This window comes from Curtobacterium sp. AC272, assembly GCF_979258155.1.
Genome location: NZ_OZ409838.1, coordinates 1,801,112 through 1,814,724, shown reverse-complemented (window position 1 = coordinate 1,814,724; position 13,613 = coordinate 1,801,112). Strand labels below are relative to the sequence as shown.

Annotated in this window: 12 protein-coding genes; 2 read left to right on the top strand and 10 right to left on the bottom strand. The window is 65.0% G+C overall.

Annotation, left to right across the window (positions count from 1 at the left end; translation table 11 throughout):
* Positions 1 to 30: 30 nt before the first annotated feature.
* Positions 31 to 840, top strand: coding sequence for an alpha/beta fold hydrolase (locus ACZZ0J_RS09295; RefSeq protein ID WP_463436389.1), 810 nt, complete (start codon positions 31 to 33; stop codon positions 838 to 840).
* A 227-nt stretch (positions 841 to 1,067) separates the two neighbouring features.
* On the opposite strand, the gene ACZZ0J_RS09290 is transcribed toward ACZZ0J_RS09295, so the two are convergent.
* The 10 genes from ACZZ0J_RS09290 to ACZZ0J_RS09245 all read right to left on the bottom strand — a co-directional run bounded on the left by ACZZ0J_RS09290 (position 1,068) and on the right by ACZZ0J_RS09245 (position 12,340).
* Positions 1,068 to 2,678: a hypothetical protein gene (locus ACZZ0J_RS09290; RefSeq protein ID WP_463436387.1), complete on the bottom strand. Its 1,611-nt coding sequence runs from the start codon at positions 2,676 to 2,678 to the stop codon at positions 1,068 to 1,070.
* Positions 2,679 to 4,015: 1,337 nt separating this feature from the next.
* Positions 4,016 to 5,179 carry a hypothetical protein gene (locus ACZZ0J_RS09285; RefSeq protein WP_463436385.1) on the bottom strand — a complete coding sequence of 388 codons (1,164 nt, stop codon included), beginning with the start codon at positions 5,177 to 5,179 and terminating at the stop codon, positions 4,016 to 4,018.
* The gene (locus ACZZ0J_RS09280; RefSeq protein ID WP_463436383.1) at positions 5,176 to 5,898 is read right to left on the bottom strand and encodes a serine/threonine protein kinase; all 723 of its coding nucleotides are present in this window, start codon (positions 5,896 to 5,898) and stop codon (positions 5,176 to 5,178) included. Before ACZZ0J_RS09280 ends, ACZZ0J_RS09285 begins: the two co-directional genes overlap by 4 nt.
* A 715-nt stretch (positions 5,899 to 6,613) precedes the next feature.
* Positions 6,614 to 7,507: a hypothetical protein gene (locus ACZZ0J_RS09275; protein WP_463436381.1), complete on the bottom strand. Its 894-nt coding sequence runs from the start codon at positions 7,505 to 7,507 to the stop codon at positions 6,614 to 6,616.
* A gap of 134 nt (positions 7,508 to 7,641) precedes the next feature.
* Positions 7,642 to 7,887, bottom strand: a complete 246-nt coding sequence (locus tag ACZZ0J_RS09270) for a hypothetical protein (protein ID WP_463436379.1) — start codon at positions 7,885 to 7,887, stop codon at positions 7,642 to 7,644.
* A complete protein-coding gene (locus ACZZ0J_RS09265) occupies positions 7,884 to 8,735 on the bottom strand; it encodes a hypothetical protein (protein ID WP_463436378.1) in 852 nt (283 codons plus the stop codon). Before ACZZ0J_RS09265 ends, ACZZ0J_RS09270 begins: the two co-directional genes overlap by 4 nt.
* A gap of 340 nt (positions 8,736 to 9,075) precedes the next feature.
* On the bottom strand, positions 9,076 to 10,086 hold the full coding sequence (locus ACZZ0J_RS09260) for a hypothetical protein (RefSeq protein WP_463436376.1): 1,011 nt from the start codon (positions 10,084 to 10,086) through the stop codon (positions 9,076 to 9,078).
* A complete protein-coding gene (locus tag ACZZ0J_RS09255) occupies positions 10,079 to 10,393 on the bottom strand; it encodes a hypothetical protein (RefSeq protein ID WP_463436374.1) in 315 nt (104 codons plus the stop codon). The genes ACZZ0J_RS09260 and ACZZ0J_RS09255 overlap by 8 nt, the downstream gene beginning before the upstream one ends.
* Positions 10,386 to 10,859, bottom strand: a complete 474-nt coding sequence (locus ACZZ0J_RS09250; protein ID WP_463436372.1) for a hypothetical protein — start codon at positions 10,857 to 10,859, stop codon at positions 10,386 to 10,388. The genes ACZZ0J_RS09255 and ACZZ0J_RS09250 overlap by 8 nt, the downstream gene beginning before the upstream one ends.
* A gap of 818 nt (positions 10,860 to 11,677) precedes the next feature.
* Complete coding sequence (locus tag ACZZ0J_RS09245) at positions 11,678 to 12,340, bottom strand: helix-turn-helix domain-containing protein (RefSeq protein WP_463436370.1); 663 nt, start codon at positions 12,338 to 12,340, stop codon at positions 11,678 to 11,680.
* 123 nt (positions 12,341 to 12,463) lie between these two features.
* Between ACZZ0J_RS09245 and ACZZ0J_RS09240 the strand changes: the two genes are divergently transcribed.
* Positions 12,464 to 13,363, top strand: coding sequence for a hypothetical protein (locus ACZZ0J_RS09240; RefSeq protein WP_463436368.1), 900 nt, complete (start codon positions 12,464 to 12,466; stop codon positions 13,361 to 13,363).
* The last annotated feature ends 250 nt before the right edge of the window (positions 13,364 to 13,613 follow it).

Below are 13,613 nucleotides of genomic sequence, written 5' to 3'. Positions count from 1 at the left end.
CACAACCCAGTCCACAACAGGAAGCCAACGATGCCCTCCTTCACCACTGACGACGATGTCGAGCTCTTCTACACAGACGAGGGCGAGGGCCGTCCCGTCCTCCTGCTCCACGGCTGGGCGTGCGATGGAACCGACTGGGCCTGGCTCGATACCGACCTGGCCCGAGACCATCGCGTCATCGTCGTCGATCATCGCGGCCACGGACGCTCGGGGCCCGCGACCACCGGCTACACACCACACCTGTTCGCTGCGGACGCCCACCAGCTGATCAGAGCACTCGGACTTCACCAGGTCGTGGTCGTCGGCCACTCGATGGGCACGATCATCGCCTCCGTCCTCGCCGTCGAGCACCCCGAAGTCGTGTCCGGCCTCGCCCTCGTCGACCCGGTGTACGGCAAGTCCGACGACGGCCTGGACCAGGTGCTGGCAGGGATCACACGCAACCCCCACGGCGCAGCACTCGCCGCGTTCGCATCCTTCTACGGAGACGCGGCCCCGAACTGGCTCGCCGCATGGCACCGACGCCGCCTTCTCGGAACTCCTGCAAACGTCGTACGGGACGCGCTCACCGGCCTCTACTCCGGCCCAGAAGGTGTTGGACGCGCTGCAGTAGGACGAGACTTTCTCGCTCGCCGACGTGCACCCATCCTCGCGGTCTACGCGGGTGCCAGTGGTCACCAAAGCGCGGAGTGGGACAGGTCAGTCTCACCAGCTTCGAACAACCGATTCGAAGTCTGGGCGGAGCACGGCCACTTCCTGCACGAGGAAGACCCAGCAAGATTCGCGCACCTTCTACGCGATTGGCTTCCCACCGTCGAGCAAAGCACAACGAAGTGTTAGCGGTGGCCAGCACGACAACCGGATCGCGCGACTTGATCGTCTACCGGTCCGACCACCGAGGCTGACACCGTCCGTTGACCGACCGGCTACCGGGCCGGCGTTCGGCTTCGTTGACTCGCCCCATCTAAGCGCTGGTCATCGCGCTCATTTGTGGGCTTGCCTGCGTCGTTGGGGATCGTGCGGCGACCACGAGGTTGCACCTCGTCAGGACACGCTTCTGTCAATGATTACTCGTCCGCATCACCCGTGCGCTTCTCGTTGGCCAGCCAGCTCACACCCTCATCGAGTCGTGTCTGACGGTCCGACCATGCTTGTGTTTGGGCAGTCACGAGCGTCGAGCCATCACGGTCGGACTTGAACCAGCTGAGCGCCATGTGGAGCGCTGCCGTCGAGGTCCGTTCGGCGTAGTCGCGCACGCTGTACAGCGTCGAGGCGTTGAGGGGAAGGCCGTGGTTCACAGCGTTGCGCACACGCCTATGCCGCGCACGAAGCACGGTGGTCTCGTCCCAGAGCTTGGTGAGCACTTCATGTTCTCGAGCGGGGTTGGTACACACTTCGAGCGCGTGCTCGAAGTCGGAACGCTGCAGGGCGCTCATCTCAAGAGCACGTATTTCCTCGGCGCGCTCCACAACTCGCCGAATTGAGACGGTGCCGCCGTCGTGCGAGTGTTCGATGACCTCTCGTTCGATGCGGTCATGAGCCGCGCGATCGTCCGAGGCCCACTGCCGCTCGAACGGTGCAGTCAGGCCCTGCGCCAAGCGCCGGTCCGCGAGCGCGAGCGCTTCGTGGGACTGGAGCGCATTTGCAAGCTCCAGCGGATGTACGTTCAAAGTCGACGCCAATTGTTCCATTGCATGGTCTTCCAACGCAGTGGCGACTCGTGGTGGGACCGCCTCCGCGTCATAGAACGAAACGTCGCGGTGGTCTGTCACTCGAGCCTGGCGGAGCGCGGCAAGCGCCTCGACGAGCTGCTCTGGCATCGATCGCCGACTGAGCGCGTCGTTGAGCTGAGCGGCGACGTTCTTCATGAGGTCGGAGGTGGCCGCCATGCCATAGGTGTCGTCTCCAGCAACGCGGCGGTCGAGTAGGAGGAAGGGGGATGACATTCGTACTTCGCCGTCGACCAGAGCAGCGCTGGCTCCCGCGTCTCGCCAAGACACACCGCCCGCTTCAACAGCGATACTCAGCAGCGCCTCGACTCTTCTGCGCGCGTCCTCGATAGAACCCGCAACCGGGCGCTCACCAAGATCGACTCGGACGAGCGCGAGTCGGTTCTTGGCAGCCTGCGTAGCCTCTTCGGCGCTCTTCAGCCAGAACACGTCGCGCTTCATAGACCGAAGCTCAGCGCGCTCGACGAAGTCATTCGGGCCATCGCCGAAGGCGACCTGGAAGGCCCAGTCAGCTGCGAGAAAGGTGATTGGCCCCGCTACGAGGCGAAACTCCGAGATCGCCCGCGAATACACGAGCCAGACCACAACGTGCCCGCGCAGTTCGGCGAGAAGCGTCGCTTTCGCCATCTCGACCCTGTCGGCTTCACCGAACGGCGCCGGGAGTGAGTCGCGCTGGCTCCGTGCGAGATCCTCCTCGGAGCCGATGAGCGCCTCGGCAGCGCTACTGAGGACGGAGATTCCTCCGCGGGCTGCGGGTCCGATACGCGAAGCAATGACTTCCGCGAGCTTGCGGAGCCTCAGAGTTGTCACCTGCGGCTGCTGTGCGGCCTCACACAGATCGGCAAATGCTTCCGACACAGTCGCGTCGACCGACCAGGACTCGGCGAATGCGTCCGCTACTCGTGAGACGTCTGCTTGCGAGGTCGCCGCAACCAAGTGCTCGACCACAGTCGCGAACCGTTCGGTCAGTCGTGGACCTAGCCCATCCATCTGTGCCCGCAGCTCTGCCTGGAGGATCTTCGCGTCTTTCGCGAACTGTCCTTCCCCAATCGCGCGGCCGGGTGGACCGCGCCCAGTTCCCGTACTCAGCGACCGCATCGCCTACGGTGTAGGGCAGTTCCGTTCGATGCGGAAGCGGGAGCACTTGCGCCACAGAATCGAGCCACTCCCCGACAATCGCTCGCTCGCCGAACCTCACTCGAAGCGCCCCTCAACATCGATCATCGTTCCACCTTGACAGAAGAGACGAGACGCTAACTCAAATTTGAGGGAAGGAATTCCCGGCTGCGGCAGCTCCCGCCCCTCCGCCGCGTCACCAGGAGGGCCAAGCGTTCTCGGTAGCCGATCCTCTATCGGGGCGGTCTCCCGCAGAGGCGCAGTGCTTCGAGCCGGACGAGTGGTGCTCAGGACCGGCAGCTGCGGGAGGCGCTTCTCGTCCAAATCCGATGCACTGTTTCGTTTCGATTGCCCAGGCCGACCTTCGTCACCGTGCTTCGACAGCGGTCGTTTTGGCCATTCCGGTCCCACAGGCAACGTCACGGCGGGGGCTGAGAGCGCCACTAGGCTGGGAAGATGTCAGAGTGCCCGATCACTATGATCGAGCTGTCAGATGCCGAGCCACTGAGCACCCGCTTCGCACCTGTGCTCGAGCAGGAGCTCGTGCCGGCCCTTCGACACCTCGCACACCGGTTGCCTGGGGCAACCGCCAGCCTTGTCCTCGCTCCGGAGTTTCGAGGGGCTCGTGGGGTGGTCGACCTTCTTGCAGTGACTGGGCACTGCGTGGCTTGGCCGAGCGAGCAGGTGCGGGCCCACCCTTCTATACGTCCGAGTCGGCAAGCTCCGCCTTGGCGTTGCTTTCCGAACGACAGACGCGATCTGCGGCTCAGATGCGCGCGGCGGCTCGGAGTGTCGGATGAAAGAGCCGAGGTCCGGATGAACGCCCTCATCAGGTCGGGTGCCGTTCTTCGAGAAGGTAAAAGCTATAGACGTCGTGAGGGATTTGCGCCAGCCGGACGAGCATACGCGCTCGAGGCAAAGGTGAGCGATTGGCGCCGGGGCCTTGCCCAGGCTCTCCGATACTCAACATGGGCTGACGCAAGTGCTGTGGTGCTCTTGCGCGAACCCAATGACCTGTCCTCTGTAGCCGAGCGTTTTGGCGACCTCCGAGTCGGCCTGGCTGTCGGCCGTCGCTGGATCATCCGCCCAAGACTGCAGCGCCCGATGCCGGGACGACGGCTTGCGCTTGCGGAGCGCCTAGCCGAGCGACTTCACGCGGATGCGTTGAGTCAGTAACCTTCCGCGGTGGCATAGGCTTCGACGACCGCCGCAGGCGCAAGCGCCCACTTCTGCTTATCTGTAGGCCTAATCGGGCCGGGCACGCTGGCTATCACTTCGTCGAATCCTTGAGCCGCCTCCGCATACCGTGCCCGTCCTGCGGCAACGCGCAGTGGTCGATCGGAGAACCGGTCAATCGAATTCACCGCCATCGACAGCTGGGTGAGGTGGTGACCTCGTTCCGCACTGTCGCTCGGTGGCATGACGCCCCCTCTGATCGCTCGAGCTCTGAGCGGGTCATAGCGCTCAATCGCCTCAGCGGCATCGCGACGAAGGACCGCGTTCAACGCTCCCTGTGTAACATAAGACGCGGGGATTCGCGGACCGGGGTTCGAGTCAATCTTGAAGGTCTGCGGGTCGAAGAAGCGCTGCCCGCGGTCCCAGCCGCTACCCACCGAATCTGCGCCGGCCACGACTGCTGGTAACCCAGAAAAGTCTGAGTGAGTGACAACTACTCGTGACCTGAGAGATAGGGAGTGGACGGTGCGCGCGAACCCGACATGAGCATCGAGGTTCGAGAAGTCCGGCACAGCCTCAGCTACTAACGGCGTCGCAAAGGTCAAAACCCACGTCGACACTTTGAGACCCACTAGCGTTCCCACGAAGGCGTCCAGTAGTGGCCCTGATGCCCAGAAGTCGGGTGTTCCGGCAATCGACTGCCAAGCCGCGCCGCTTATTCCTTTGGCTAGACTAGCCAACTCGAGTACGTAGCCTGATTCCGGTGAAGCCGGCGAGCTCAGCACGATCGTCGGAGCAAGAAGCGGAGTTCCCAATGCCGCCTGGTATGAGAAGACACGCTCCACATGCTCGAGGCGCCGGTTTGCGGTATCCACTCCTCTCCCGCTCGGACCCCAGAGCTCCCATTCATCGTAGAAGTCAGTGCGGTTTGTAGTCGCCAGCTGCCGCGCGTGTGTCATGACGTCGAAGAGGACTTCCCCACCCGCCTCGCGAACGTCATCTGCGACTTCCCGGACGTTTGGGTGCCGGGGCTTGGTAATCCTGGGGGTCGAGAACGGCGTGAGGATGGCTCCGCTTGCCTGTCCAGCGCGTACCGCGTCAACTGTCCAGCTTCTGTGGCCGATCCGTCGACCATCGTGGATGAGGACGCCGCTCATGCGCATCCTCCTCGAAAACGTCGCACTGCTGTCTGGAGTTCTTCGCCGTCAAGATAGCGTCTCGCCGGCTGGCGCTTCAAACATGTGTCCACAAGGTTAGTCAGTTCCGGGGAGATGTCCGGCCGTGTCTGCATGACTGACGGGGCATCCTCTTGCGCAAGCCGCCGGTAGTAGTCACTATCATCGTGCCCGTACGGCACAGGAAGCGTCGAGGTGAGTGCGCAGTAGAGGAGAACACCGGCAGAGAAGACGTCGCTTGCCGGCACTGCCCGGCCTCCTGGCACGTGCTCCGGAGACATCCAGCCGTAGCTCCCGGGTTGGCCGATGCCAGTGAGAGCCGTTCGAGCGAGATGGCGCGCCAGTCCTGGATCCATTAGGACATACCGCCCGGAACCGAGGCGTCGAATGTTCCGTGGCGAGAGGTCGCGGTGAACGACTTCTTCCCGATGACACGCTGAAAGAGCGGACGCTAGGTCTTCAGCGAGCAGCCACGCTTCATCTTCGGTCCATTGCCGATCGAAGTGCCGGTCGAGGTCGTCTCCGTCGAGTCGTTCTTCCACCCAGCAAACGACTTCCACGGGATCATCAATCTCCACCGCATCCGTCAGCACCTTCACGACCGTTGGGGAATCAACCGCCGCGAGCAGATCGACCTCTCGATGAGCTCTTTCCACCACAACTCGGCCGTTCGGACCCGCCGGCACCAACACGATCTTCACGACTGCGGGCTGGTCCCCGAAATCCGCAGACGCGACAATCTTCTGACCGCCTTGCCCGAAAGGCACAACATTGGATAGTCCTAGTGCGGTGGCCACTGCGGTCAGCATCTCGTCGATGGGTTGTCTCCCGGGAGATCGGGGGTTGCGGAGAGCGCTCCGCCTGGATCATGTGAACTCTATGCTGACTGACGCTCACTATGGACCCCTTGTTTGGGGGTCGAGCCTTCCGTGCGACTCGCGAAGGTCCTCAGTACGAACACGCGGCCGCCAGCGCCGTCTCAGTGACCGGTCGTCCGGCGGACGAGGCAACGCCGACAAGCACGCTCCAGCGCCGCAAGTAGGTTCTGTCGCAGATAGATGGTCCGAATGCATTCTCGCTGAAGGTCCCATATTCGAACGTCGGTGCCGGCTCCTACTCTCGCGGTCATGGGTCGTCGTCGTTCGGACCGCTGGGTGCCAGCACAGCCGTTCTCGCTTGAGGAAGCTGCTCGCGGAGTTGAGGTGCTTGATCTTGCTGAGCCGCTACCGGTGCACGCGTGGTTCCAGTTGCCCGATCGCCTGATCCGTCGAAATGACGCGCAAGCGTACCGACTAACACGCGACGCGGTTTGGGTGGAAGCCGGCCGTGGCGAGACGAAGCTCGCTGCCTGGGTCTGGCGCAGCTCCGTTAAGCACCGGGCGTGAGTCAAGGGTGCGCCGGCCTGCGCGGTCCTGGTCAGTCGGGCAAGTTGTGGCGGAGGTCGTAGCCGGTGTCGGCGAGGAACTGCAGCCGGTCGCGGACTTCTTCGAGCGAGGCTGCGTCGTCGTCGTTGCGAAGGTCGGCGCGGAGGAGCGTGTTGGCGGTGATGATGTCATCGGTTCGGTCCGTGTATCCGGCGGCTGCTGCGGTGAGGAAGATCGTGGGGTCCGCGGGACGGATCAGTTCGGTGCCGGAGAAGCCGACCGTGTCAGGCTCGAACCCGAGCACAGTCATGTCGAGTTCTTGTTCAGCGAACGCGACCAGCCGGTACGGCATGGTTCGCTTCCTGATCTTGGGGTACCCGGGTCGTTCCGAGATGCCTCGTCCGGAGATGCGACAGCCTGCGCCGATGAGGCGTTCCGCCTGCTCGGCGAGTGGCAGGTCTGACGTCCACTTCGTCCGGATACCGCCTGGGCCGGGGTAGCAGGCGATGGCGAAATCGACGAGCCCACCTACCTGCCGTGACTCCCATCCGATGTCGGTGCGGTGCACACGTTTGCCGAGCCGGGCGAGCGCGTCGTCGACCTGCCCGGGTGTGAGTCCTGCCCGCACCAGGCCGTCAAAGGTGTCGCCGTTGACGGCGAGCATTCGTGCGACTGCGAAGGTGACGTAGATCGGTGCGGCGTCCTTCCAGCGTTCGTGGACGCCAAGTACCTGTTTGCCGTCGATCCACACGCGCCGTCGGTCGACGTCGACGAGCAGGACTGTCTCGGTCTGTTCCGCGAGCGCGATCTGCGTCGGCGTCACGGTCCGCGGTGCAAGCAGCAGCAGTTCCGCGTCGACGGCCAGGTCGTCGCGGGGGCGTTGGGTGAGTGTTGGGATGCGTGCGCGTCGGCCGTCGGCGAGGCGGATCGTGTCGTGCGTCTCCACGACCGCGCGGAGGCCAGCGAGTTGCAGCACCAGGAGAGTGTCGGTGAGGTCGGTGGTGTCACCGAGCCCATACGGCATCGTGATCTGCGGGTTGCCGGCGTAGGCGGCGGCGACCCATTCGAGTCCGGGCCCCATCAGCTGCGTTCCTCTGGGGTGTCGGGTCGGATGAGTGCGATGAGCCAGCGGGTCTCTTCGAGGAATGGTTCCCATCCGTCGCGGGCGTCGCCGTGTACTGGTTCGCAGACGTTGCCGGTGTCGGTGCTGCGGATCATGACCTGCCGAAGTTCGGTGCTGGGTAGGTCGCGGAAGAACACGTGACCGTGCACGCCGGTCGTGTCGAAGGCGATGTTGAGGAGGAACAGGTCGGGTCGGCTGGTCATGGCCGCCACTGCCGTCCCCGGAACAGCGCGACGATCGTCGTGAGGGGGCGGCCTTCCCGCATCCAATCCAGCGGGGTCAGGACTCGATCGTCGACGGTGAGGAAGGTGCGGGGTGTGGTCATGAACTCGGTCATTGCTGCGGCGTCGAGGAGCGGCTGCGGTGCTGCCGCGTAGAGGACATCTAGGCCGGGCAGCAGCGAGCACGGGTCACCGAACTCAGGGAGGGCGGGTCGGACGAGTTGCCAATCGGGGATGCGTTCTTCCCCATCAAGGTCGAAGCTCAGCAGCCGGTTCGACCCGAACAGCTCGCCGACGTCGTCGATGCTGATCTGCAGGGCCGCGGCTGCTTCCGCTTCGGTGAGTGTCGAGTCGAGTAGGTGGCGGCGTATGCGGGCTTGGGTGGCTTGCCACCAGTCCTGGGGCACGTCCGCTCCCTCGACGGGGGCGACGCCGCGCGCGCGGGGAATCTGCCGGTGCTGGTCGGTGTAGGCGTGCAGCTGCTCCCGGCTGATCTCCCCGCGGGCGTACATCCACAGTTGTGATTGCCAAGGGATGTCGTCGGGAGCCCCTTCGAGGTAGCCGGAGTGAATCACAGTCCGGACGGCTTTCTCACGTCGGGCGACCTCCGAGGCGGGGATAAGGAGGGTCTGCACGATGCGGTTCGCTTCCCGCACAGCCGGCACCGTCAGGGCCGACAGGACCGTGTTGTGCTTGTCGTAGAGCTCGTATCCGGGCTCGACGTCGATGGGGCGGACGAGGATCTGCGCCAGGTGCGCGTCCGGGTTGTCGGTGTCTTCGAGGAGGACGTGCCCCCAGAGGATCCGGTCGTTCGAGAGGTGCAGGGACACCAGACGCATCATCAGGGTGACCTCCAGAGATCGGGCGTGAGCGGGGCGGCTCAGGGCTGGGGGCAGTCGGCGGCGGCGCGGCCGATGCGTTCAGGGGGTAGCGAAGGATGAATCGCATGATGCGGTCCGCTTCGACCATCGCCGGGTTGGATGGGTCCTGCGCGGTGGGGTCGACGTTGGTGAGCCGGAACCAGGGCGGTTCGTCGGTGTGGTCGATGAGGACGGTCGGGGGTGGTTCGTCGGGGTGGTCCGTGTCGGTGAACATGACGGCGCCGAAGAAGCGGGTGTCGTCGTACGCCAACGTCATGGACAGGATCTGCAGGGTCATCGGAGTCGCCCTTCAGCTGCCGCTGGGGTGCCAGCGGAGGTCGTGGGCGAGGTCCGCTTGGAAGTGCAGCAGCTGCCGCAGCCCGTTCACCGCGTCCGTGTTCGCGGTCACCCAGCTGTCTTCGTAGATGACGTGCGCGGTGATGAAGTCGTCCGTGCAGCACCCCTCGGCGGCGGTCAGGATGGTGGTGTCCTGCGGGATGACGATCTTCACCGTCGAGTCGTCCGCACTGGCGGGCTCGTACCCGAGTGCCTGCATGTCGGGATGGTGGTCGAAGAACGCGGTGAGGCGGTTCGGTGGAACCAGGACGCCGGACTGCTGCGCCGCCCACCGGTCCGACATGATTCCGCCCAGCCCGATGAGCTGATCTGCTTGCGCGTCGAGGGTGCCGCCGCGCTTCCAGCAGGTGCGGACTCCGCCGACGCCTGGATACGCGGCGATGCACCAGTCGATGAGCGCGGCCCGGTTTCGGGCTTCCCATCCGAGCGGCGTGTGGAACACGTGGGTTCCGAGGGCCGGCATGGCTGCGCGTACGACATCGGCGGGGATGCCGATGCGGTCCGCGACGTCATGCGTGCCGCCACCATGCATGGCGATGGTGCGAGCAATCGCGAACACGTTCCGCCACCCCGGCGTTGCATCCCGTTGCAGCGACGTCCCGTGCACCTGCCGGCCGTTCGCCCAGACGCGCCCGCGTTTCCCATTCACCACGACCAGGTCCGGGTACCGGCGCACCAACGACAGCACCCCACCCTCCGACCCACCCGGCAGCAGGATCACATCATCGGTTCGGCCGTCGTCAGCCCCGTCGTCGATGGTGGCGGTGGGGTCGGGTGTGGCGAGGAACGCAGTCCGGCCGTCGTCGAAGCGGAGCCGGTCGAACGCATCCACACGAGCAGGCATCCCCGCCGCTGATAGGGCGGTGAGGGTGTCGGTGATGTCGATGGTGTATCCGAGCCCGAATGGCAGCGACAGGATCGTCTGCTGCTGACGGATGTCCTGCACCCACTTCCGGTCAGACATCGGCAGACTCCGCCGCTTCCACACCGCGACCGACCTGCCGGAGCTCGGCCAGGATGTCCATCACCTGCCTCGCCGCTTCCGTGAGCGGGTCCGCGGGATCGGTCAGCGGTATGCCGCTGAGGAGCGTGAGCGTCCACCCGTTCTCTGACGGTCGAACGTTGACGTGGCGTTGCAGGATCGCGACGCCGGTCGAGTTCGTGAACGTCATCCCGACCAACGTCGGCCAGATGACGCCGTCGAACTGCGCCGACAACGACAGCAGCCGCAACGGCACCGGCCCGCACCGCGGCGGTTCGCGGTCAGGCATCGCCGGCCAGCCGTGGGTCGTCTTCCGACAGGCGTTCGAGCCCGAGGCCGGACGCGTCGAGGATGGCGTTCTCTGACTCTTCAGTGGCGACGAACGAACCGATCTGCGCGTTCACCGCGACCAGTGTGCCGATTCGACTCCGCGCGTCGAGGACCACTGCGGCGACTTCCTCGTCGGTGCAATCCGAGGTGAGCTCCGGTTTCGACGGGTGCAGGGCGGGGAACTCGAGCTGCTGCATCGGCGGATGCCACTTCACCCCGACACGCAGCACCCGACCGTCTTCGTCGTTGCGGTAGAACATCGCACCGAACGGGTGGCCCAGGTCGAGGGTGAGGTCCGCGCCGTACAGTGTCCAACCGGTGGCGGCGTAGTCGGAGTCCCACCGCTGCACGGTGAGCGCGCCGACGCCCATTTTCAGCCCCGGGATGAGGGCTTGGCCGTCCTGGACCTCGGCGTAGAGCGCCACCAGGTCCGGGGAGTCTGGTTGCGCAGGTCGGCCAAGCGGATCCTCCTCACTCCGCGGACGGCGGCGGGCTCGCTCGCATTCGTCATCTGATGCTCCGACTCCGCCAGATTCAGGGCAATGTCGTCGTCGTCCTGCTCATTCACCGTTACCTCGCCGAAGTCGGAAAGCCCGCAAGCCGTTGCCTTCAATCAGGGCGGCGTCAAGACGTCGGAACTGCCAGGGCGAGCCGCGGAAGGCGTTGCGCGGACGTCCTATGTCGATTGTATTCGACAACAGGCGCCAGGTCCAGCAAGAGCCCAACGGCCCTTGCGCTGCCGGCCGCCTCTTGTCAGTGAAGCCCGTGATGAAAAGGCCCGTGAGGCACGGGGCGCGTCAGCTCTGTTCCGCCGGCCAGGGCCTCACGAGGGTGCTGCAACGCTCGTTCAGCCCGGAGCGGCGGGCTCCGCCTGATCGCGGTGGGGTGGCGCAGGGCGACCATGCCGGCCAGCGCACAGAAGCACTGCCGCAGGCCTGCGCAAAGGCAGTGGGGCGGGTGGCCACCGCGACGAGAGTGACCTACTCCTGCCTGTATCGGGCGAGCATGCCCGGAGGTGAGCGTGAGGGTCCCGGGAGCAAACGGCGAACGTCCTTCGGTCCGCCGCCCCCATGCGTTGCCTCGGTGGCCGCACCGGACCGAGTGTCGAGAGGTGGGGCACCTGAGTAGTGCCGGCAACCGCGCAGAGCCCTGTCGTCGTACCGTACGTGTGCTCCGCCGTGCTGCTGCTAGCCCATCCGCTACCACCCGCGGCCCGCCCTCGCTCTAGTCCGCTAGGGGAGCATCAACGGGAAAGCACCTCATCGTTCATCGGCGCCCGGCTCTCCGGATCGTCTTCCCAGCTTCCGTCGGACATAGCCGCCTCGCCGTGCAGATGCTCAGTGAGCCCGGATCGCGTCATCCGCCGAAGCACGACCGCCGATGCCGCCCCGACGTTGCTGATGGAGTGCGGAATTGAGGCATCGAAGTCGACTGCGTCGCGAGCTGACAACGTGGTCGGAGTCTCGTCACCAGCGAGGTGCAACTCGACAGTCCCGCTGACGACGTACAGCCATTCATCGCCGTCATGCCAGCAGAATCCGTCCGACGCTCCAGCCGCGAGCTCGAGTTCGACCGGGTTGGTGTGGGTTGTGTCGCTGTGCAAGAGGCCCCACCTGCCGTATCGAACTGAGGTGACCGTGGACCGATCCCGGACGTTCGAAGCGCGTAGCGTCCCGAGCAGACTCCAGGGTGCGACGCGAAGAAAATCGGCGATCTTCACCAGCTGGGCGATCGTCGGCGGCTGGTTCCGCTCGATCCTTTTCAGTGTGCTGATGTCGAGACCAGTCCCTGCCGCGAGTGCCGTCCGCATGACCTTTTGTTCGCGGCGGCACCTCGTGATGCGCTGAGGTAGGCGAGCGATTTCCTCGTCGATGACGTCCCGTCGGCACTTCGGGCAGTTGCTCATGCGCTCTCCATCTTTACTGCGGTGCGATGCGGTACTGCGTGACCGCGGCGACTCACCGGCACGACCAGTCAAAGCAGTTTAGGTCGTGCGCGCAGCCCCAGCAGTGGCTATTGTATTAGCCGTATGCTGCCGATCGACGGACTTGAGGCTCCAGGCCGCGATGCCGACCTGGTGCTCGGGCGCGCCGTGCGGGGGTTCGCATCGTTGCTCGTCGCGAACGCATCGCTCCCCGCGGCGCAAGCCAGGGCTGCGTTCCTCGCAGTGTGCGAGTTCGCAACGTGGGGTTGGTCGCTCGGACTTCCTTTGCAGAAGGAGCAGCTGTTTGACCGTGCGGTCCTCAACTTCTACCGCCAAACCGGATGCGACAGCCTCCCTCTGCGCGCACGAGAGACGCGGCTCGTGCTGCTTGAAAGCGTTCGCCGAGCACCGCTGGCACCGAGACCGCGGTTAGCGCCGTCGAGGCAGGACAGGCACAAGCCGTACTCCGATGACGAACTGTTCGGGATGCTCTCATGGGCGCGTGCCCAGCCAACTCTGGACCGACGCCGCAACGCGCACGCGCTCATCGCGCTGTCTGTTGGGGCCGGCTTGACCGCAGGAGAAATCATTGGTCTACGTGCTGGTGACATTGACAGGCGCGGCAGCCGAGTGACGATAGAGGTGCACGGAAGCCGCCCGCGACGCATCCCCGTCCGCAGTGATTACGCGCTGATCGTCCCGTCCGCGCCCTCCGACCCCGCCTGCTACTTCTTCCGGCCACAGCGGACCCGTGAGTACCCCAACGCAATAACCAACTTCACCCACCGAGCTCCGGACCCACATCCACAGGTGCAGCGACTTCGGGCAACCTGGATTGTGACGATGTTGAACTCGGGGGCGCCCATTGCGGTAATCCTGCAGGCCGCGGGGCTCGATCATCCAGGGGCGCTCGCAGCTTTCCTTCCCTACGCTGCCCTACCCAGCGAACGGCAACGCCATGACTTCCTGGAGCATCCGAAAGCTGACCGGGAGGGCCTCGCGTGACAAGGGCCTGATCCGAGTGGTGCGAGCTGCTGTCGCGCGGCTACGCTGGTCGGCGCGACGAGGGCACTGTTTGGCCCGACTCGGTGGCTCAAGCAGTGTGCGTTCCCCTCAGCGTGACCGGCTCAGGAATGCCCGAAGCTGTACCCGTGGGGTCACTCAAGACACGGCCGATAGTCTCTGGTGCCCAGTGTTCACTTCTCGTCGCTCGACGATGCTGGAACATTCCCCCAGACCCGCGCGTCGCAGAGTC

Bases quoted from the DNA above. Each gene is read 5' to 3' on its own strand.
- ACZZ0J_RS09245 (WP_463436370.1), bottom strand. From the start codon at position 12,340: ATGAGCAACTGCCCGAAGTGCCGACGGGACGTCATCGACGAGGAAATC.
- ACZZ0J_RS09260 (WP_463436376.1), bottom strand. From the start codon at position 10,086: ATGTCTGACCGGAAGTGGGTGCAGGACATCCGTCAGCAGCAGACGATC.
- ACZZ0J_RS09295 (WP_463436389.1), top strand. From the start codon at position 31: ATGCCCTCCTTCACCACTGACGACGATGTCGAGCTCTTCTACACAGAC.
- ACZZ0J_RS09240 (WP_463436368.1), top strand. From the start codon at position 12,464: ATGCTGCCGATCGACGGACTTGAGGCTCCAGGCCGCGATGCCGACCTG.
- ACZZ0J_RS09285 (WP_463436385.1), bottom strand. From the start codon at position 5,179: ATGAGCGGCGTCCTCATCCACGATGGTCGACGGATCGGCCACAGAAGC.
- ACZZ0J_RS09270 (WP_463436379.1), bottom strand. From the start codon at position 7,887: ATGACCAGCCGACCCGACCTGTTCCTCCTCAACATCGCCTTCGACACG.
- ACZZ0J_RS09255 (WP_463436374.1), bottom strand. From the start codon at position 10,393: ATGCCTGACCGCGAACCGCCGCGGTGCGGGCCGGTGCCGTTGCGGCTG.